Here is a 20965-nt window from a genome sequence, read left to right on the forward strand (position 1 = left end):
CGTTAATCTCCTATTGACTCGAGTGTGCAAATTGCCCCAGGACGCTTGATTCTTAATACTACGGTTTCATATACACGGAAAGGGTGATTCATCCCTTCCTGGCCCATGTAGGCTGTATCAAAATCCTCTGATACGGCAAGATCCAAGTTATTTCGCCCTGTATTAAGGATCACTCCTGTTTTCCCTTTTAAAACTGGTGATTGGAACACGCCATCTGTCACAAGCTCACGAATATGTTCAATTTCTAAGACATTGGTATCTTTATGGACACGATGTATGAGTGAATAAAGCTCTGGTGCTAGGACAAGTGCAAACGGTCCATGATGGTTCATTTCGAGCAGTTTATTCCTTGCATCGACAATATCCTGAAATGCGGTTCCTGATTCATACCATTCCCCAATCAAGTGCGTCAGCCGTCCTTGGACATTCATTATTCCAGGGATATCAAATTCTTTTGCTCCGTGAAAAATCATCTGGTCTTCCAGATTAGCGACGTCTCTGGCCGCATTTGCAGCTGGAGAAAAATCAATTGGAATATCGAGTACCTTGGTTTGTTCTATATCGCGCCAATATAGGATGAAATCCTTGTAGAGTAAAGGAATCGTATGGTTTACCCTTTTACTTGTTTCGAATGTGGTATCAAAAGATCCTTGGAAGTCCATTTTCGCTTCTTGGTTTTCGATAAAGATGTCATTTGAGATGCTTTGCATACCTCGTCCGAGGGGGCCATATAGTTCGATAAAACGACGGCCTATCAACTGTCTGCGTGCTGTTTCGATGACCGTTTTGTCTAATTGGGCGAATTCTTGGTCTGTTATCGGTGAATCCGGAAATAATTGCGATTTGTTCATGTTTCGATCCTCTCTTCTTTTAGGTATTTATTTTTAGGTTGATTCTGTAGGTGTGGATTCCGTCGAGTCTGGGATTTATTCCGCCGATTTGAGCGGGGATTCCGCCAAACTTTAAAAGGATTCCGCTATTCGTAGACTTGGTACTTGGAACCTATCTGGATTCCGCCGATTTCGGAGTTTTTTCCGCTGATTAGAGCGAGGATTCCGCCTAACTTTGGAAGGATTCCGCCATTCGCAGCTTTGACACTTGGAACCTAGCGGGATTCCGCCGATTTCGGAGTTNNGGAGTTTATTCCGCCGATTTGAGCTGGGATTCCGCCAAACCTGGAAGGAATTCCGCCAAAATTGTTCGAGATTCCGCCAAGTTCTAAACTTATTCCGCCAAACATCATAAATCGTATGAGTTTGAGTCTATTTACTTATGTAAGTACTGCCTAAATTAAGCTCCCAACAGTAAACCCCTTTTTATATTTAGCTGAAGACACGACTGGGGCAGCAGCCGATGTTGTACCAGACCGGTCTAAGTGGTCATGATCGTGATCATGATGGGCATGCGGGTCTATGTAGTCATTATCGAAACGTTTATTAATCTCCAGTAACATCGCCTTTACTTGCTGATAATCCCTGTAGGAGACTTCCCGTAATTGGTTCAGCATCGTGCTGCGTTCCTCATCGGTAAAGCGAAACAGGGCTAAATCGAGATGTTCTACAAAATTATGTAACCCGAATTTTTCGAGGTTCAACTCTTGCAAGAGCCGATTAAATTCATTATTGGTCGGCGCAAAATCTTTCTCGTCTTTTTCCTTTTCAAATTTACTGATCAGCGGAATCAGCTCTACTAATCGGGAAAGCCGCTGCTCCTCTTCTTCAAAAATATGATGATAATATAGTCGTTCATGGTCATCGGTAGCGTTCTGAATGACCGGATCCAACATATTCATAAATTTTTCAATCGCATCTTTGGTTGTCGTAAAAATTTGATAAAAAATCTTTAATTCCTCTTTCATATTAAGCACCCCTAGTTCCTCAACTACTGTCATTATTGACGTTGAATGGAGTTTTCAAACAATTTAACGATAAAATTAAATACACCATATTCTCCCCTGATATACCCTTAAAGAACAAGTTTTAATTTATAACACTATGAATCAAAAAAAACGCTATCCATTCTTATCATTTTAAATGTAAGAAAGAATTGCGTTTCCTCGCTATAAAATAACTATTCTATTAAAATCATTTCTGCTACGATTCTAAGGGTAAATATATTTTTGAATCCTGTTATAGCGCCAAGGAGCTTGGTTTGCAATAAACATCATCCTTGAATTGAACATGATTTCTTTCAATCGTTTTTTATATTATTTTTGTAACATTTTCTATTAAATGCGTTTGATTAGGTATTCTTCTGACAACTTCTTTACCAATTTCAATTGAAGCGGTTGCAGCCGGTGAGGGGGCATTGCATACGTGCACAGTTCTTTTGCCTATAATAATATGGAAATCATCAACCATGGTACCATTACTTTTTAGTGCCTGTGCCCGTACGCCCGAAGGAGCCGGAATTAAATCCTCTTCCTTAACCTCTGGAATCAATTCCTGAAGACTCTTGGTAAACTGGGATTTACTAAAGGATCTAATATATTCCTCAAGTCCTTCTTTCATAAATTTTCTTGCTAGCCTCCAGAATCCTCCATATGAAAGGGTTTCAGCTAAATCACGCGGACTAAAATCAGTTTTCTTATACCCTTCCCGTTTAAACCCAAGCACTGCATTAGGACCCGCATCGACTTCGCCTCCAATCATCCGTGTAAAATGAACACCGAGGAACGGGAAGTTTGGATTAGGTACTGGATAAATTAGATTTTTTACTAGATAACGTTTTTCCGGCTTTAATTTATAGTATTCTCCGCGAAAAGGGACAATTTTCATATCTGTTTTATACCCTGACGCTGTCGCAACACGATCACTATGAAGCCCTGCACAATTAATCACAATACGAGCTTTCAATGTGCCACGGTTTGTTTCAATCTGCACAGCGTCAACATCTTCTTGCATTTTTTCAACCTTAGTATTAACCTGAATTTCACCGTCATGTGCTTGGATAATCTCTGCAAACTTTTCGCTAACCTGTCGATAATTCACAATGCCGGCTTGCGGAACCCTAATCGCTCCAAGTCCGCGTACATGTGGTTCTATTTCTTTTAATTCATCCGCACCAATCTTTTCAATAGTCAGTTCGTTTTGAAGTCCACGATTATATAAATTATCAAGAAGCGGCAATTCTTCCTGCTTCGTGGCGACAATAACTTTCCCACAAATATCATGCTCAATCCCATGAATCTGACAAAATTCTGTCATCGACTGACTTCCTTGCCTAGCGAATCTTGCTTTAAAGCTTCCAGGTTTATAGTAAATACCTGAGTGAATGACACCGCTGTTATGGCCTGTTTGGTGCTCAGCTACTGCTTTTTCTTTTTCAATCACAACAATTTTCGCATTCGGGTATCGCTCGTAAAGTGCCATTCCTGTAGATAAACCGACTATCCCCCCACCAACAATTGCAAAATCATACATATTCAACGCCCCCTATTTATTTAGATTTTTGCTCTTTAAACGTTCCATATAATTAATTAAATTGTTCTTGGTGCGAAAAATATGATACTCCACCGCCGCCCGTAGTTCATAAGGATCCCCGCGTAACACCGCTTCATAAATGCATCGATGCTCACGTTGTGTTTCCTGAAACTCATCAATTAATAAATTAGGCGCTATTGGTGAAATTCCAAGCGTCTCAACAATTTTAAGGACCCTTGGCCATGGACAACCTTTCCTAAGAGTTTCGTGAAATGAGGCGTTTAGTCGAATATATTCATCATTCGTTTCGTCGGTTAATTTAAGCGCTTCCATTTGAAGTAAGATGTTTTCTAATTCTTGTTTATCATCTTCAGTTAAGAAGGGTAGCGATTTTTCAACAGCTAAGCCTTCAAGTATCGAACGGGTTTGGTAAATTTCTTCAATATTATCATGTGTAATCGGCGTGACTATTGCCCCTTTATGAGGTACTAGCTCTACCAGACCTTCCATTTGCAGTTGCGTCAGTGCTTCCCGTATAGGCATGCGACTGACACCCAGCCGCTCCGCCCATTCTTCTTGAATAAGCCGGTCTCCCTTTTTCAATGTCCCATCTAATATAACTTGTCTAAGAGACTTCGTTACTGTCTTTACTATCGTAGATTTATTTGGAGTTATTTCAGTCATCAGAATATCCACCTCGTTTTATTTTGGATACAATAATAAGTTTATCACACCATTTTCAACACATCAACGCCTGTATTATCATAATTTTGTATCCAATCAAATTTATTTAGGATCCAATCTTATATATCGATAATGGCCCCAGAAATGAAATATATAAAATAAAAAACGGACAATGCTGAACTTCCAGCTTGTCCGTTTATCCATATATTCCTTTTTTTAATTTAGAGTGAAATTCTCTCCCTAGTTTTTTTCAGATTAAACGTTTTCATTTTGTTATATAATGTTTTTCTAGTAATGCCAAGGAGCTCAGAAGTTTTTGAAATGTTCCCATCATAGACATCTAGAGCTTTGATTATGAATTCCTTTTCCACCTTCTCCAATGTGGTCAATTCCACTCTTTCAGGCAAAAACATATGTTCAATTACTTTATAAGGAAAATGTTCTATAGTAATCTTCTTCCCTTGAGAGAGCACGACTGCTCTTTCTATATAGTTTTCTAGCTCTCTTATATTACCTGGCCAATGATATGATTTTAAATATTTTAAGATAGATGGTTCAAATTCCGGACATTTTTGATTCAATCCCTTACTAATTTTATTTAATAAGTGATTAAATAACTCTGGAATGTCTTCCAACCTTTCTCGTAGTGGCGGAATTTGAAATACAATGATTCCTAATCGATAAAATAAATCTCTTCGAAAAATACTTTTGTCAACTAAATTTTCAAGAGATTCATTAGATGCCGCTATTACTCTAACATTGATAGGAATGGGGGTCGATCCGCCCACACGCGTCACTTCATTCTGCTGCAATACCCTCAGTAATTTAACTTGCATATCCTCAGGCATACTGTTGATTTCGTCTAAGAATAACGTACCGCCATGAGCCAACTCAAACTTGCCTGCCATACCGCCCTTTTTTGCCCCAGTGAAAGCTCCTTCCTGGTATCCAAATAACTCGCTTTCAATAAGTTGATCAGGAATGGCACCACAGTTTACTGCTATAAATGGGTTTCCCCTTCTCTCGCTTGCATTGTGAATGGCTTGTACAAACAATTCTTTACCAGTTCCACTCTCGCCTTCGACAATGATTCTTGAGTTTGAATTCGATACTACTCTTGCCATATTAATAGCAGATCGTATTCCCTCTCCACTGCCAATAATGTCTTCAAATGAAAAATAACTACCCTCTGAAGGCTGGTTGTTCTTTTTTATTTCTACATTTCTTTCTTTCACAAGAAGTTCGTTTTCTATAGCTTTAGCAAGGGAGACCACCATCCCAAGAGTATGAGTATGCTTTAATGAATAATGTCCTGAAAGTGTCAGGACTCCTATTAATTTCCCATTTCCATCATGAATCGGAGCAGCTGCACATGACCATTGATGAAAAAGTACGTTGTAATGCTCCGGCCCACCAATATGTATAGGTTTCCTTGTTGTAATGGTGACACTAATTGCATTTGTACCGGCACTTTCAGAACGATTTGCCCCAATTACGAAATTACTCTTTTTCGCTTGCTCGACCACATGTTTGTCGCCTCTAACATCTAATACATTTCCGTATTTATCCGTTAAAACAAACAAAAAGTTGGTTTCTTTTGTTATATCGCTAATGAGGTTAATAAATGGAGCAACTTCGTTGATTAATAATTGATTTTTGCTTATTAACTTTTGAATTTCATCCTTATCCATTAAAGGAGGTTTTTTGAAGGGATTCACATTTAATCTTCGGCAGCGCTTCCATGAATCTGCAACCTCTTTCCTCAGATGGGAAGTATCATTTCCGCCATTAATAAATTGGTCCCATTTATTATAAAGTTCTTTGTAAGAATAATCGGATGGCAATAAAATTCCTCCCGTCTGTAATAATGGGTTTTAAAATAAAAGATATAAAATTCCGAATAATCACTATTAAATAATAACAGACATTTGTAGGTTTCGGAAGGATTTATCCTTAAAATGGGATTAAAGAATGGGAAATACTAGAATACTTGGTGGTTTTTACACAAAAAAAATAAGCTGATATAAATTTCATAAAACAATTTGTATCAGCTTTTTATTAGTATTAATGAATAACTAAACTCTTCTTCTTTTCTAGCCAAGCTCTTGCAGTTTCCCAAATTCCTTCTGTTACAGTAGGATGTGGATGGATTAGTGAAGCTAATTCACCCATAGTTCCTTCTAGAAAAATTGCTGTGGATACCTCAGAAATCATTTCGGTTACATGAGGACCAACCATCACTGCTCCAAGAATTTCGCCATATCGATCATCTGCAATAAGCTTAATAAATCCAGATGACTCATCCATTGCTAATGTTTTGCCGTTTGCTCTTAACTGCAGTGTCTCGCTTCGATAAGAATAGCCTCTTTCTTTTGCCTCCTTTTCGGATAGCCCAACACTGGCAATTTCTGGAAAAGTATAGATACAACGTGGTACCACTTTATAATCAACTTCCTTGAATATACCAGAAGCGTTCGACGCTGCTACAATTCCTTCACTACTTGCAACATGTGCCAATTGCCAACCGCCAATGACATCGCCAACAGCATAAACATTCGGAAAGCTTGTTTCCATTTGCTTGTTAACTGCGATAAATGGACCATTCATCTTCAATCCCAACTTATTAACACAACTTACATTTGGATTGCGTCCAGAGGCAAACAGAACTTCTTCCGCTAAAACTGTCACCCGCTCCAAATTCTTAAGCTCAACAGTTATGGCCTTTTCTGAATCGATTTCACCTGCCTCAACTACTTTTGCGGATGTATGAATGGTGATACCTTTCTTCTTAAGTTCTTTCGTCATTAACCTTGACGCATCTTCATCTTCTCCAGCAATTAACCTTTCTCCCATCTCGATGATCGTTACTTCAACGTTCAAACTGGAAAAAATACAGGCAAATTCCACTCCGATAATTCCTCCGCCTATAATGACGATCGATTTTGGTATGTTAGTTAAATCAAAAATCGTATCGCTCGTATGGGCCTGTATATGTTCAACACCTTTAATAGGAGGTATATAGGGTTTTGAACCAGTAGCAATAATAATTTTTTTACCATACACCTCAGATTGAATACCATTTGATTCAATGTTGACTCGATAATCGGGTAGAACGGTTGCCAAACCATTATAGAGATCGACTTTTGCACTTTTAAGGAGGGATTCTACCCCTTTTCGTAAATTCTCTATAACCGTGGTTTTCCGTTTCATCATTTTTTCGAAAGATAGATGAACGTTTTCTACTTCTATTCCCCACTTTTTTGCCTTTTCTAACAAGTCGAGGAATTCTGAATGCCTAAGAAGCGTTTTTGAAGGAATACACCCGCTATTTAGGCAAGTTCCACCAAGATATTGATTTTCAATGAGGGCCACCGACAGTCCCAGTTTCCCGGCGTAATCTGCAGCGACATAACCGCCCGGACCCCCTCCGACTACAATTAAATCGTACATCTTCATCTAACTCACCTCAAACCATTAATTCATAAGGATTTTCTAACAAATTTTTCAGTTCAGTGAGAAATTCAGCTGCCGGAGCCCCATCAATCACTCGATGGTCAAATGAAAGGCTGAGGGTTACGAATTGCTTTGCTGCAAATGATCCGTTCTCAGAAACAACTTTTTCCCGAATTCTTCCGATTCCAAGGATCGCAGATTGTGGCTGATTAATAATTGGCGTAAACGCATCAACCGCATACATCCCCAAATTACTAATCGTAAATGTTCCACCAGTCAAACTTTCTGGAGCCAGTTTATTTTCTCTAGCCTGTTTGACAATTCGCTTATTTTCTTCCGTAAGAGCTAATAGTCCCTTACTATCTGCATTTCTGATAACTGGTACTACTAACCCATTCGGAACTGAAACAGCTACCCCGATATTGACTTCAGATAGAATTTCAATTTTATTACCATTTAAAGAAGCATTCACCATTTTGTGTGCTTTTAATGCATTTGCTGTAGCTTTTATAAAAATTTCGGTATAGGATAAGCGCTGCCCCGATGCCTTCTTGATTTTATCTAATAATTTCGTTCTTAATTCAATTGCCGCTGTCATTTCGACTTCAGCTGTCAGCGTTACATGCGGTACTGTAGTAACACTCTGTACCATTCTTTCTCCAATAACCTTTCGCATCCCATTATATTGAATGGTTTGATTTTGAGGGATTGGATGGTTGCCCACCACATCTCTGGATACAATTTTTCCGTTAGCCCCGGTACCTTGGATGTTCGCTAAATCAATATTTTTGTCATGAGCAAGCTTACTAGCAAGGGGACTTACTTTTTGTTGAGTGTTAATAAAAAGTTCAACATCCTTTACTTGGATGCGATTATTGGGACCTGTACCTTTAATTTGGTGTAAGTCAATGCCATTGTCTTTTGCTAGCTTATTTGCTGCAGGCGTTTTTCTTGGTTTATTTATTCTATTAAAAAGAAGTTGTTGTTCTGTACTGTTTGTGGATGCAGTGTTTTCTGCTACTCGCTCTACCTCTTCCTTCGGTTCCTCTATACGACTAATTTTTAGATTCTCAATTTTTTCATTCGCTTGTCCAATATAAGCGATGGGTTCTAATACAGGTACTTCTTCATCAACATTAAATAATCTCTTTAATAGGATGCCTGACGTTGTAGCTTCTACTTCAAGATTGATTTTGTCGGTCATTATCTCAAGAATTGGTTCACCTTTTTCAACTCGATCCCCTTCATTCTTCATCCATTCCAAAATCGTTCCACTTTCCATAGTTGCTCCGAGTTTTGGCATTAACACTTGTTCAGCCATGTTCTATCCTCCTGTCAGGCGTACGTTAGTATCATTGATTTAATAACATTTTTTATATCTTCAACTTGGGGAACTGCTTGTTTTTCTAGTTTAGGATTATATGGAATCGGCACAGCTTTCCCTCCTAGTCTTACTACTGGCGCATCAAGGTAATCAAATGCTTCGCTTTCATTAATGATACTAGCAATCTCAGCACCGTATCCGCCACGTTGAACCGCTTCATATACTACGACAGCACGTCCGGTTTTTTTCACAGATTCAACGATTGTTTCTGTATCAAGCGGAACTAACGTGCGCGGGTCGATAACCTCTACACTAATTCCTTCTAATTCAAGTTCTTCCGCTGCCTGCAATGCCCTATGAACCATAATGGAGGTTGCAACGACAGTGACATCGTTACCTTCTCGCTTAATATCAGCTTTTCCAAGTGGGATAACATAGGATTCTTCAGGTACGTCGTCCCTCATACCATATAGAAGCTTATGTTCATAGAAAATAACAGGATTATCATCTTCTAATGCCGCTTTAAACAAACCTTTCGCATCATAAGCTGTAGATGGCTGAACCACTTTTAATCCTGGGACATGTGTCATCCAAGCCTCTAAGCTTTGTGAATGCTGAGCTGCAAAACCCGCTCCAGAGCCACCAGGAGTACGGATAACAATAGGAACTTTTCCCTTTCCTCCATACATATAACGTAATTTTGCTGCTTGGTTTACGATTTGGTCCATCGCAACCGTCACAAAATCGGAAAATTGGAGTTCTAAAATTGGACGCATTCCCATCAAGGCTGCCCCAATCGCAACTCCAGTAATGGCTTGTTCTGAAATTGGAGTATTTAATACTTTTTCTGGTCCCAGCCTTTCAATCATTCCTCTGGTTAATCCGAAGGCACCGCCATAAATTCCGATATCCTCACCTAAAATGAAAACGTCTTCATTTACTTCGATTTCTTGGCACATAACTTCATTAATTGCTTCTGCATAAGTAATTTTACGCATAAATCTTCCTCCTTCCTTTTTTATTATGCAAACACGTCTTCTTCAAGTGAGCTAAGTGGTGGTTCAGGACTATTTTCTGCAAACTCAATTGCTTCATCAATAACTTGCTTAACTTTTTCTTCTACTTCCACTATTTCTTCTATTGAAAAAATACCTTCGTTCAGTAGTCTTTCCTTAAACAGCTTGATTCCGTCTCTATTTGTCATCCAATCTTGTTCTTCATCCCGATTTCTGTATTTTCGGGCATCACTTTTGGAGTGTCCTCTCCATCTATAAGTCTTAGCTTCTATTAAAGTTGGGCCTTCTCCATTTCTAGCACGATCTACTGCTTTTTGTGTTTCTTCCATTACGGCAATGACATCCGTACCGTCCACGGTAACTCCTGGAATACCGTATGAACTTGCACGTTCTGATAAATTCTCTATGTTTGTCATTTCTTTAATGGAACTTGACATTCCATACTGATTATTTTCACAGAAGAAAATAACTGGTAAATTCCAAACAGACGCTAGATTAATCGCTTCATGGAAGGCTCCTTCGTTGGTCGCTCCATCACCAAAAAAACAAACGACAACATATCCTAAATTCTTCTTTTTAGAAGTTAATGCCGCACCACAACCAATTGGCAGCCCACCTGCAACAATACCATTCGCCCCAATATTTCCTATTTCTAAATCTGCAATATGCATGGATCCGCCTTTTCCTTTACAGTACCCTGTTTCTTTACCCAATAGCTCAGCCATCATGTATTTAACTTCCGATCCCTTTGCAATACAATGTCCATGTCCACGATGTGTGCTCGTAATTTTATCTTGAATTGTCAACACCGCACATGCACCAACTGCGGTGGGCTCTTGTCCGATACAAAGATGCATCGTTCCGTGAATTTTCCCTTGCATAAACTGTTTTTCAACCGCTTCCTCAAAGTCACGAATTAGAATCATTTGATATAATAATTCCTTCAATTTTTCTTTCCCCAGCTTTTGTATGCTACCTACTGTGCTCGTCTCCATAAGGGAAACCCCCTTCACATTTGAACTGTTTTACTTTTTCGATATATGATGATAAATTCTTTTATTCTTCATAATCGTAATACAATAACACTTTTCCACATTCTCTTGATTCGATGATTTCAAAAGCTCTTTCCCATTCACTTAGTGGAATAACATCAGTAATAATTGGCTTTAAATCAATCGTATTCGTCGATAAGATTTTCTTTACCTTTTCCCAAGTTTTCATGGAGTGAGCAAAGGATCCGTACAATTGAATTTGTTTATACAAAATGGAGTCCATATCCATTTCTACATTACTTCCTATAATTCCAATCTGGATATATTTCCCCATTTTCTTTAATACTTTAATGGAATTGTTTACTGCCGATGGGGCACCAGAACATTCCACAGCAATATCTACACCTACGCCATCCGTCAACTTTTCTATAATTTCATGCAGATCTTCGGTAAAAACATCAACCGTTGTATGTGCTCCAAGTTTTTTAGCAATGTTCAGTCTTGTAATATCCTGACTTGTTCCGGTAACGATCACATTGCAGCCTTTACTCAGTAGTAAACTTAAAGAAATTAGTCCGATTGGTCCTGGGCCCGAAAGTAAGACCCAATCACCTGCGTTAATCTCCGTCAATTCTTCGATAGCCTGCACAGCACATGCTAATGGTTCTGCAAGAGCGGCCTCTTGTAATGAAATGGTAGACGGTACCTTATATACCATTTCTTCGTTTACAACTACATATTTTGAGAAACTTCCATTTACTCCGCTGCCGAGACTTCTCCGTTCAGAACAAAACATATAATAGCCTTGTTTACAGTACATGCAGTTCTTGCATGTCCAAGCAATTGAAGGAAGCACCATAACAATATCCCCTGGATTAATGTTTTTAACATTTTTTCCAGATTCGACGACTTCTCCTGAAAATTCGTGTCCAATCACAACAGGAGGATAGCTCTTATAACTATCATGATAAATATGCATATCGGTTCCACAGATTCCGGAATAACGCACTCTTATTTTAATTCCTGTTGCATCACAAACTGGTTCAGGAATATCAAGTATATTTAAATTTCCGAAACCAGGCTCCGTTTTCATAAGTGCTTTCATTCTGATCCACTCGCTTATTAGTTAGTAATTTTTTGCGGCTAACATGTTGTCACTTGGGTTAAAAGGATGATTATGTCTTTATTTGTTTAATTTATTTTGAGGTTAACATTGTCCTTCTGAAAAAGTCATATTACATTTTCAGAAGGCCCTTTTTTCAACTCTTATAGTCCTAAAGAAATAAACTTCTCTTCTAGGTAATCTCTAATTCCCTGGTGACCGCCCTCACGGCCATATCCACTGTGATTCATCCCGCCAAATGGAGCTTGAGGTACGCCAGGAACAGCATCATTAAGTCCAATCACACCAAAGTTTAATGCTTCAGAAACAGTAACTGCACGTTGAATGTTTGATGTGTAAAGATAAGCGGCTAATCCGTACTCTGTATTGTTCGCTTCGAATATCACTTCTTCATCATTATTAAAAGCTGTGATAGGTGCAACTGGACCGAATGTTTCCTCTGTCATGATAATCATATCTTTTGTAACATTAGCAAGAATAGTCGGTTCGTAATAAAAACCGTTTGGATCCCCTGTAACTTTACCGCCAATCAAAACTTCCGCACCTTTTGATTTAGCATCTTCAACATGCTCTTGCACTTTATCTAGACCATCTTTACTTACTAGTGGTCCAATTTGTACAGTTTGATCCAAGCTATTACCCACTTTTAACGCCTGAACTTTTTCAACAAACAGCTTTGAAAACTCATCTTTAATATTTTCGTGAACATAAATCCGATTTGCACAAACACATGTTTGACCTGCATTTCTGAATTTACTAGCTACTGCTCCCTCAGCTGCTTTTTCTAAATCTGCATCTTCGAAGACGATGAAAGGTGCATGTCCGCCAAGCTCTAAAGAAAGCTTCTTCAATTGTTCTGCGGATTTTTCCACTAATTTTTTACCCACTTCAGTAGATCCTGTAAATGAAATTTTTTTAACTACTGGGTTTTCAAAGATTTCATCAGATATTTCTCTTGTAGCACCTGCCACAATATTTACTACCCCACTTGGAATACCAGCTTTTTCAACAAGGCTAGCAAAAGCTAGGGCTGAAAGCGGTGACTGGCTTGCAGGTTTAACAATTCCGGTACAACCGGCAGCCAAAGCAGGTCCTAGCTTTCGAGTCATCATGGCTAACGGGAAATTCCAAGGGGTAATGGCAGCAATTACACCAACTGGTTGCTTCACAACAAACAATCTTTTATTTGGAGAGGAAGCTGGAACCGTTTCTCCATATATACGGCGGCCTTCTTCTGCATACCACGATAAGAAGCTAGCAGCATATTTCACTTCTCCACATGCTTCTGAGTAGGCTTTACCCATTTCCATACTCATAATAGTTGCTAGTTCAGCTTCGTGCTCCAGCATTAAATCACGTACTTTTAATAAATAATCCGCTCTTTCATTTGCTGTAAGCTTAGACCATTTTGGAAATGCTACATTTGCAGCTTCAATAGCGGCTTTCGTTTCTTCTCTTGCACCTCTTGGAACCTCAGCAACAACATTACCGGTGTTTGGATTTTTCACTGAAAATGTAGAACCGTTACTTGCCCTTTTCCACTCACCGTTAATGAATAATTTAATATTCTCTAAGTCAATCAAAGATAATAGTTTTGTAGCTTGTAACATTGTAATTCCTCCCATTCTTAATTTGATAAAAAATTAACTTTTAGGAAAATACCATCCCGCCATCAATTACTACCGCTTGTCCTGTCATATAATTTGAATCCTCAGATGCCAGAAATGAAACATAGTTTGCAACATCTGTCGGTTCTTCAATTCTCCCTAAAGGAATTCCATTAATTTTATTTTTCAACGTTTCTCCTAAAGGCACATTCATATATTCACTCATTTTACGATCAATTTCTTCCCACATTCCTGTTCCTACAATACCTGGACAATATGCATTAACCGTAATTCCGTGATTTGCAAGTTCTTTTGCGGCAGTTTGAGTCAGACCGATGACAGAAAATTTTGTCGCACAATAGTGACCCAGAAATTCTACACCTCTTTTTCCGGAAGTACTGCTTGCATTGATAATTTTTCCGCCATTTTGTTTGATCATCACTTTTGCTGCTGCTTGCATGCAAAACATCGTTCCGAACACATTGATACGAAAAATTCTTTCCATATCTTCTTCTGTAATTTCAAGCAATGGCTTTACTTGGACAATGCCAGCATTTGAAACCATGACATCAAGACGTCCAAAATGTTCTACCACTTGATCAACCATCGAAAAAACTTGTTCTCTATTGCTGACATCTGCGACAACAGGGAAGGCTCTTTGTCCTAACTTTTCAATCTCTGAAGCTACATGTTTAATAGATACCTCACTAATGTCATTCAGAGCTACATCAAAGCCATCATTAGCTAATCTTAGTGCAATCGCTCGTCCGATACCTGCCCCGCCACCCGTAACTAAAGCTATTTTATTTTTTTTCATTTTACATACCTCGATTTTTCAGAAAGGTTATTTTAATTGAAAGCCTTTTGAATTCACAAAGTCTTTCATATGTTTTCTTCTGGGAGTGGATAAAAAATCACTCATTGATTCTGTCCAATTTGCCTCTTTTTGGTTTGTCAGACGACTTCTGTAGTATTCTTTTAACTGAGAGTCATATTGTTCCAAAACCAAATGATATTTTTCTTCGTTATATAGATTTTCATGAAGGATAGCTTCTACTGGTAAACGTGGCTTAACCAATTGAGTTTCATTCGGGATTCCAACTGTCATACCGAATAAAGGAATTGTTTTATCTGGTAAACCAACAACTTTACTAATTTCTTCAGGGTTATTTCGGACCCCTCCAATATAGCAAATGCCATAGTTTTGAGATTCTGCAGCAACAACAAAATTTTGAGCAAATAGCGCTGTATCAATGACTGCGACAAGGAAATTTTCAAGAATTTCATTTTGTATGCTTGTTCCTTGTTTTTCACATGCATATTCCAAGCGTTTCAAGTCTGCACAGAATAATAACAAAACAGGTGCTGATTCGATTTGCCTTCTATTATTTGAAAGTGATGCAATAGCTTCCTTTTTCTCTGGGTCTGTAATATTAATAACTGAATATGCTTGAACAAAATGAGAGGATGCAGCATGTTGCGCCGAAACCAACAATTTTTCTAGCATTCCCAAAGGCAGGCCTTCCTTTTTATAGTCTCTTATAGAAGTATGACTGCGTAAAAGTTCGAGTGTTGTATCCAATTGTTGTTCAATAGTCATATAACTACCCCCTTCATTAACTTATTGCCAGTACCGGCTTGAGGACAACTTGATTAAGACCATCTTCAAAAGCCTGTGATACATCTGTCAAAGGATAAATGGTCATTATATCCATTAACTTCTCTGATAATGAATTTAAAACTTCAAATGCTTCATTATAGTCTTCGGGATTACAACCATAGCTTGTATTGATGAGTACCTCATTTCTTACTAATTCCGTTAAAAAGAGGGTCGTTTCATGTTCGTACAAAGCAACAAAAATGGCTTTTCCCCCTTTTTTTAAACTACCGAATCCTGACCTTACCGCAGCACTGGATCCGGAGCATTCGAAAACGATGTCTACCTTTTCTTCCAAATTCCCTGATTCAACAATATGTGAGGTGACTCCAAATGATTGGCATTTTGACAATCTGCTTTCATAATCACGCTTTAGACCCGACAAATAAACTTTCGCACCTTTCTGGGCGAGTATTAAACTTACAAAAAACCCAATTATTCCTGGACCTTGAACGAGAATTGAATCAGATTTCGCTATTTCTTCAGCTTGACGTACAGCATGGACTGCAATTGCCATTGGCTCGCTTAACGCTGCTAAATGAAGCGGTAAATCCTCTGGAACTTCTTTTACATATTGCACATTTGTTTTAACATATTGTGCCATGCCGCCATCGTAATGAAGACCTATGACTTTATTCTGAGCGCAGATAGATTTCCGCCCTTTTAGGCAGTTTTCACAGAGGCCGCAATAATTCATTGATTCCACGATGACACGTTTTCCCTTTAAGTGTTCTAAGGAGGCATCAAAGCAGTCAACGACAACACCTGAAAATTCATGGCCTAAAATAATGGGTTTATGTACAAACTCATAGCCTTTTGAATGCTTATATGCATGAAGATCGCTGCCGCACACCCCGCAGTACTCTACTTTAATTAACACTTCATTACTGCAGAGACTTGGTAATTCTTTTTCTTGAAGGATAATTTCGCCAGCATTTTCTGTTTTCATGGCCACTCTCATACATGACACCCCTACATTCCAAGGTAAGCTTTTTTCAGATGTGGATCATTAATTAAATCTGCAGATTTTCCAAATAACGACAATCTCCCATTTTCTAATACATATGCATCACTAGCTATAGCCAATGATTGCTGTACATTTTGCTCCACTAAAAGAATTGTAATTCCCTTATTTCTTATATTAATTAAATCCTTTAATAACTGTTGAACCAAAATCGGTGCTAATCCGAGCGATAGCTCATCAATAATTAAAAGTTTAGGATTAGCCATTAATCCCCTGGCAATAGCAACCATTTGCTGTTGTCCGCCACTCAAGTCTCCGGCCATTTGATTTTTTCTTTCTTCTAAAACTGGAAACAATTCATACACGAAGCGGAGGTTTTTTTTGAAATCTTTTTTCGCCCGTTTGGAATAAGACCCTAATTCCAAATTTTCTTGAATGGACATATAATTAAAAAGCTTTCTTCCTTCTGGTACCTGGATGACCCCTTCTTCAACAATTTCATGCGGGCTCATTTTGTGAATCTCTTTGCCGAAAAATGTAATTTCACCACTCGAAATTTTTTCTATTCCAGAAATAGCATTGATTGTGCTAGACTTTCCAGCCGCGTTCGCCCCTAGTAATGCAGCAATTTGACCTTCATGAATTTCCATTGAAAGATTCCATAAGGCTTGAATTTCGCCGTAGAATAAGTTTACGTTTTGTAAGTTAAGCAAAGCTCAATTCCTCCCCAAGATAAGCTTTAATTACTTCTGGATTGTTTGCGATTTCTTTTGGAGTACCCTCGGCTATTTTCTCACCATGATGCACTACGACAATCCGATCACAAACATTCATGACGACTTCCATTATATGCTCAATAAGAATAATCGTAATTCCACTGTCTCTTAGTCCCTTGATCATTGGCATTATTTCCTTCACTTCACTTGGATTCAAACCAGCCATAACTTCATCCAAGAGTAACACCGTTGGCTGGGTTGCCAGTGCTTTCGCTACTTCAAGACGCTTCTTATCAGCGATGGTTAAGCTTTTTCCAACTTGGTCTTTCTTTTTGTCTAAACCAACTTTTTTCAAGATTTCCATACTATATTCTCTTGCTTCTCTTGTGTTGGATGCTTTGTTAAAAGCTCCAACCATCACATTTTCAAGTACAGAAATATTGCCAAATGGCTTAACAATTTGATAGGTTCTGCCAATACCTTTTTTGCAAATAACGTAGGGTTTTTGGCTAGTAATATCTTCATTATTGAATATTACTTTTCCAGATGTTACTCCGAGTGATCCAGAAATCAGGTTAAACAATGTCGTTTTACCAGCCCCGTTTGGCCCAATGATCCCGACAATTTCGTTTTCATTTACATCAAAAGAAACATTTTTTACCGCTTTTAACCCACCAAAATGTTTTGAGAGTTCTTTAACTTGAATAATCAACTTTTTCACCCTCCACTACTTTGATGTTTTTCTTATTTAAGTTTTTTAATTTGTGAGGAATGCGTTTAAGGATTGGAAGTAATCCATTCGGCAAAAACGACACGATTAAAATTAATACAATCCCATATATTAAATAATTCATTCCACTTAAGGACGGGAATGTAGAACGTAAAAGCTCATTTAATGGGATGATGATAAAAGCTCCTAAAGCTGGCCCGTAAACAGTTCCTACTCCGCCGATAATTGCTATCAAAGCAATTTCAATGGAAAAGTTTAAGTTGAAAACAGAAATTGGTTCAAAGAACAACATATACTGTGCGTAAAACACACCCGCAACTCCCGTCATTCCAGCACTGATAGCCATGGCGATCATTTTATATTTCGTTACATTAATACCAAGCGTTTCAGCACCATCTTCGTCTTCACGAATGGCCTTCAAGTAATATCCAACCTTTGTTTTATCAACCCAAATAGCAATTGCTATACTAATGACAAACAATACTAACACAAGAAAATAGTAGGCGCTGTATTCTCTAAAAATAAGATTTTTTATACCTGGATCAAAACGAATGTTTACACCGATTGCTCCATTTGTTACGTTTTTGAAATATAATGTCAAGTGGCGGATAACCTCTGCAAATGCAATAGTTGTTAAAGTAAAATATGTTCCTTTTAATCTGAAAGCAGGCCATCCGATTAAGACACCAATCACTATGGAAATCACTGCTGCAATGATAAATCCTAACCACGGACTAACACCAAATTTAAGATATAAAAGCGATGAGGAGTAAGCCCCTAATCCAAAAAAGATCGCATGGCCGAGTGATAATTGACCACCGTACCCGCCTAGAATATTCCATGCTCCAGCAATTGTCGCATACAATAAAATAAGAATGAAAATATTTAAATAGAATTTATTTTGAACAACAAACGGAGTTACTAATAGAAAAATCCCGAAGAAAATAAGAAATTTTTGTTTTGATAATAGCTGCATCATTTCAATCCTACCTCCTCTGCTCCTTTACCAAGACTAAAAATTCCTGCTGGACGTACTAGTAATACCAATATGAAAATGACAAAGTATATTGCTTCCTTGAGACCTGGGTCAAACACAACACCGGAAAGCGCTTCTACTACTCCTATTATTAACCCGCCGAAGAATGCACCGAACATGCTCCCCATACCACCTAATACAACGACAACGAACGCAATAAGTACGAAGGATGTTCCAATTGTTGGATAGACCGAGTAAATTGGCATGAGCATAGCACCTGCAAGACCTACCAAACCTGAACCGATTCCGAAAGCTAAAAGATAAATTCTTTTGACGTTAATCCCCATCAAAAATGCTGCTTGTCTTTGCATAGCAACCGCTCGGATGGCTTTTCCAGTCATCGTCTTTTGCAAGAATAGATATAAAAATACAGCTACTGCTACGGCAACTCCGAATGCAATTAGTCTAGGAACGCTAATAGCAAATTCTCCTATATTTATAACTTGTGTCTGATAACTTGTTTTAACTGAAAAATGATTCGCACTTAAAGTCATTAAAGCAAGATTTTGAAGTGTAATCGATAATCCTAATGTTGCAAATATTTTCGTTGAAGCAGGTGTATCCAAAATTGGCTGAATCATAATTCTCTGCGTTATGACACCCAGCAAGAAAAGACAGATGATTACTAGAATGGCAGAAACATATGGATCTAAACCCAACGTCGAATAAAATAGGAAACTTATATACATGGCAATCATTAGCAGTTCACCATGCGCAAAGTTAACGATTCTTACGACTCCAAGAATTAAATTTAAGCCCATGCTGATTAAAGAATATATACCACCTAACAATAGACCCGAGATAAGTGTTTGAACTAATGTCATATTTACACCTCGCTGTTTCATTTTAAAATGGGTTTACCCATAAGTGCCCAGCACCCGTTAGCAGTTTCTAATGGCAGATTAGACTGGTCTTGGTTCTACTATTTATTTTCCGCTGGTGTCAAGCACTTATTCCTGGGTTATCCTTTTAGCTACCTTTTTGTAAAACTATTACTTTATTGATTTCCAATTTGGGGTTCTTCTACAGCAACATTTTCCGGCCAAACCGTCTTAAGTTCACCATTGATCCACTCATGAACGTATGGTTGGCTCAACTTATTTTGTCCGCTTTTCTTATCGAACTCTACTCCCCAGCCAGTAACGGTTGAACCTACTTTAGCTGTGTATTTCAAAGCTTCTTCTTTTAATTTATCCGGGTCAACTTCGCCAACTTTATCCATTGTATCGAGTACGACTTTCATTCCCATATAGTTTGTTAAAGAATGTCCAGAACGTGGCTCTTGACCATACTTTTCTTTGTACAGCTTGATAAATTGTTCAATTCCAGGCGTAACTTCGCGATTAATTTGGTATTGTGGGAAGTCAATATCAAATATCCCATTGGCTTTTTCTCCCATCGCATCTTTAAAGTCACTCATTGTATGACCACCTCCGGAACCAATAAATACTGGAACCTTTAGTCCCAATTCTTCACTTTGTCTAGCAAGAAGAATGGAATCGTTTAAGTATGAAACGGCAATGATTACGTCTGGTGCGGCCTTTTTAATATTCAAAATGACTGAACTTAAATCATTAGTACCTGCGCTGTATCCTTGGTTTGCTACAACATTAATTCCTTCTTTTTTTGCAAGCTTAGTAGCTTCATCTGCAATGGTTGTCCCATAGGAAGAATCTTCATGGGCAATAGCAACCTTAATATCTTCTAAACTTTTCCCTAGTTTTTTTGTTACCACATTTTTAATAAAATCAATATGCACCTTAGAGAAATTAGAGGCAGGCGGATTAGTCCGTAGGACATATTTGTAATTTCTGTCTGTAATGGAATCAGATACGGCCCCAAGCTCCCAATACAAGACACCGCTTCTTTCAGCAACTTCACTGGCAGCAAAAGAGATGGAGCTGGAATACGATCCGATAATCGACTTTATGTTTTCTTGATTAATTAAACGATTCGCCTCTGCTTGAGCAGCATCTGCATCAACAGCGTCACCCTTAACTAATTTAATTTTTTTCCCGCCTGCAATACCGCCATTTTTATTTGCTTCTTCAACTGCAAGCTCGGCACCACGAAAACTCTCTTCACCAAGAAGCGCTAAGCCACCTGATAAAGGGTATAGAGCACCAACTTTTATTGTTTCCGATTTACCACTACCTTTACCATCACCACTCGCTCCACCCGAGCAAGCTGATAAAAGGAAAAGAAAACTCACCATTATAACGCTTACAATTTTCTTCATGG

The 20965-nt window shown here is 38.3% G+C and carries 19 protein-coding genes; all 19 read right to left on the minus strand.

The features are described 5' to 3' along the window. Positions 1 to 2 precede the first annotated feature (2 nt). Positions 3 to 851 carry a family 1 encapsulin nanocompartment shell protein gene (locus tag COE25_RS03230; RefSeq protein ID WP_088090563.1) on the minus strand — a complete coding sequence of 283 codons (849 nt, stop codon included), beginning with the start codon at positions 849 to 851 and terminating at the stop codon, positions 3 to 5. A 434-nt stretch (positions 852 to 1285) separates the two neighbouring features. Next, positions 1286 to 1858 (minus strand): IMEF encapsulin system ferritin-like cargo protein, encoded by a 573-nt coding sequence (locus tag COE25_RS03235; RefSeq protein WP_088089543.1) that lies wholly within the window; start codon positions 1856 to 1858, stop codon positions 1286 to 1288. Between the two features lie 343 nt (positions 1859 to 2201). Beyond that, positions 2202 to 3422, minus strand: coding sequence for an L-2-hydroxyglutarate oxidase (lhgO, locus tag COE25_RS03240; RefSeq protein WP_098930916.1), 1221 nt, complete (start codon positions 3420 to 3422; stop codon positions 2202 to 2204). 12 nt (positions 3423 to 3434) lie between these two features. After that, positions 3435 to 4106 (minus strand): GntR family transcriptional regulator, encoded by a 672-nt coding sequence (locus COE25_RS03245; protein WP_098930918.1) that lies wholly within the window; start codon positions 4104 to 4106, stop codon positions 3435 to 3437. Between the two features lie 221 nt (positions 4107 to 4327). Continuing rightward, positions 4328 to 5950 carry a sigma-54-dependent Fis family transcriptional regulator gene (locus COE25_RS03250; RefSeq protein ID WP_098930920.1) on the minus strand — a complete coding sequence of 541 codons (1623 nt, stop codon included), beginning with the start codon at positions 5948 to 5950 and terminating at the stop codon, positions 4328 to 4330. Positions 5951 to 6170: 220 nt separating this feature from the next. Next, positions 6171 to 7562, minus strand: coding sequence for a dihydrolipoyl dehydrogenase (lpdA, locus tag COE25_RS03255; protein WP_098930922.1), 1392 nt, complete (start codon positions 7560 to 7562; stop codon positions 6171 to 6173). 10 nt (positions 7563 to 7572) lie between these two features. Then, positions 7573 to 8880: a dihydrolipoamide acetyltransferase family protein gene (locus COE25_RS03260; RefSeq protein ID WP_098930924.1), complete on the minus strand. Its 1308-nt coding sequence runs from the start codon at positions 8878 to 8880 to the stop codon at positions 7573 to 7575. A gap of 14 nt (positions 8881 to 8894) precedes the next feature. Then, the gene (locus COE25_RS03265) at positions 8895 to 9881 is read right to left on the minus strand and encodes an alpha-ketoacid dehydrogenase subunit beta (protein WP_098930926.1); all 987 of its coding nucleotides are present in this window, start codon (positions 9879 to 9881) and stop codon (positions 8895 to 8897) included. A 23-nt stretch (positions 9882 to 9904) separates the two neighbouring features. After that, complete coding sequence (locus COE25_RS03270) at positions 9905 to 10894, minus strand: thiamine pyrophosphate-dependent dehydrogenase E1 component subunit alpha (protein ID WP_098930928.1); 990 nt, start codon at positions 10892 to 10894, stop codon at positions 9905 to 9907. Between the two features lie 61 nt (positions 10895 to 10955). Further along, positions 10956 to 11996, minus strand: a complete 1041-nt coding sequence (locus COE25_RS03275) for a zinc-dependent alcohol dehydrogenase (protein ID WP_098930930.1) — start codon at positions 11994 to 11996, stop codon at positions 10956 to 10958. Positions 11997 to 12157: 161 nt separating this feature from the next. Further along, positions 12158 to 13624, minus strand: a complete 1467-nt coding sequence (locus COE25_RS03280) for an NAD-dependent succinate-semialdehyde dehydrogenase (RefSeq protein ID WP_098930932.1) — start codon at positions 13622 to 13624, stop codon at positions 12158 to 12160. 40 nt (positions 13625 to 13664) lie between these two features. After that, positions 13665 to 14438 carry an acetoin reductase gene (locus COE25_RS03285; protein WP_098930934.1) on the minus strand — a complete coding sequence of 258 codons (774 nt, stop codon included), beginning with the start codon at positions 14436 to 14438 and terminating at the stop codon, positions 13665 to 13667. A 27-nt stretch (positions 14439 to 14465) separates the two neighbouring features. Beyond that, positions 14466 to 15203, minus strand: a complete 738-nt coding sequence (locus COE25_RS03290) for an NADPH-dependent oxidoreductase (protein ID WP_373605337.1) — start codon at positions 15201 to 15203, stop codon at positions 14466 to 14468. 34 nt (positions 15204 to 15237) lie between these two features. Then, entirely contained in the window at positions 15238 to 16239 is a 1002-nt protein-coding gene (locus COE25_RS03295) for a zinc-dependent alcohol dehydrogenase (RefSeq protein ID WP_098930938.1), read from the minus strand. Positions 16240 to 16250: 11 nt separating this feature from the next. After that, entirely contained in the window at positions 16251 to 16955 is a 705-nt protein-coding gene (locus COE25_RS03300) for an ABC transporter ATP-binding protein (protein WP_098930940.1), read from the minus strand. Next, the gene (locus COE25_RS03305) at positions 16948 to 17670 is read right to left on the minus strand and encodes an ABC transporter ATP-binding protein (RefSeq protein WP_098930942.1); all 723 of its coding nucleotides are present in this window, start codon (positions 17668 to 17670) and stop codon (positions 16948 to 16950) included. The genes COE25_RS03300 and COE25_RS03305 overlap by 8 nt, the downstream gene beginning before the upstream one ends. After that, positions 17654 to 18667, minus strand: coding sequence for a branched-chain amino acid ABC transporter permease (locus COE25_RS03310; protein WP_098930944.1), 1014 nt, complete (start codon positions 18665 to 18667; stop codon positions 17654 to 17656). Before COE25_RS03310 ends, COE25_RS03305 begins: the two co-directional genes overlap by 17 nt. Continuing rightward, the gene (locus COE25_RS03315) at positions 18664 to 19548 is read right to left on the minus strand and encodes a branched-chain amino acid ABC transporter permease (RefSeq protein WP_098930946.1); all 885 of its coding nucleotides are present in this window, start codon (positions 19546 to 19548) and stop codon (positions 18664 to 18666) included. Before COE25_RS03315 ends, COE25_RS03310 begins: the two co-directional genes overlap by 4 nt. Before the next feature lie 173 nt (positions 19549 to 19721). Further along, complete coding sequence (locus tag COE25_RS03320; RefSeq protein ID WP_098930950.1) at positions 19722 to 20963, minus strand: ABC transporter substrate-binding protein; 1242 nt, start codon at positions 20961 to 20963, stop codon at positions 19722 to 19724. Positions 20964 to 20965: the final 2 nt, after the last annotated feature.

This window comes from Bacillus sp. AFS031507 (assembly GCF_002584635.1).
In the GTDB taxonomy this organism is placed as follows: domain Bacteria; phylum Bacillota; class Bacilli; order Bacillales; family Cytobacillaceae; genus Neobacillus.

Coding starts and splice junctions, on each gene's coding strand:
- COE25_RS03230 (WP_088090563.1), bottom strand. CDS start 851: ATGAACAAATCGCAATTATTTCCGGATTCACCGATAACAGACCAAGAA.
- COE25_RS03235 (WP_088089543.1), bottom strand. CDS start 1,858: ATGAAAGAGGAATTAAAGATTTTTTATCAAATTTTTACGACAACCAAA.
- lhgO (WP_098930916.1), bottom strand. CDS start 3,422: ATGTATGATTTTGCAATTGTTGGTGGGGGGATAGTCGGTTTATCTACA.
- COE25_RS03245 (WP_098930918.1), bottom strand. CDS start 4,106: ATGACTGAAATAACTCCAAATAAATCTACGATAGTAAAGACAGTAACG.
- lpdA (WP_098930922.1), bottom strand. CDS start 7,562: ATGAAGATGTACGATTTAATTGTAGTCGGAGGGGGTCCGGGCGGTTAT.
- COE25_RS03260 (WP_098930924.1), bottom strand. CDS start 8,880: ATGGCTGAACAAGTGTTAATGCCAAAACTCGGAGCAACTATGGAAAGT.
- COE25_RS03265 (WP_098930926.1), bottom strand. CDS start 9,881: ATGCGTAAAATTACTTATGCAGAAGCAATTAATGAAGTTATGTGCCAA.
- COE25_RS03270 (WP_098930928.1), bottom strand. CDS start 10,894: ATGGAGACGAGCACAGTAGGTAGCATACAAAAGCTGGGGAAAGAAAAA.
- COE25_RS03275 (WP_098930930.1), bottom strand. CDS start 11,996: ATGAAAGCACTTATGAAAACGGAGCCTGGTTTCGGAAATTTAAATATA.
- COE25_RS03280 (WP_098930932.1), bottom strand. CDS start 13,624: ATGTTACAAGCTACAAAACTATTATCTTTGATTGACTTAGAGAATATT.
- COE25_RS03285 (WP_098930934.1), bottom strand. CDS start 14,438: ATGAAAAAAAATAAAATAGCTTTAGTTACGGGTGGCGGGGCAGGTATC.
- COE25_RS03295 (WP_098930938.1), bottom strand. CDS start 16,239: ATGAGAGTGGCCATGAAAACAGAAAATGCTGGCGAAATTATCCTTCAA.
- COE25_RS03310 (WP_098930944.1), bottom strand. CDS start 18,667: ATGATGCAGCTATTATCAAAACAAAAATTTCTTATTTTCTTCGGGATT.
- COE25_RS03315 (WP_098930946.1), bottom strand. CDS start 19,548: ATGACATTAGTTCAAACACTTATCTCGGGTCTATTGTTAGGTGGTATA.
- COE25_RS03320 (WP_098930950.1), bottom strand. CDS start 20,963: ATGAAGAAAATTGTAAGCGTTATAATGGTGAGTTTTCTTTTCCTTTTA.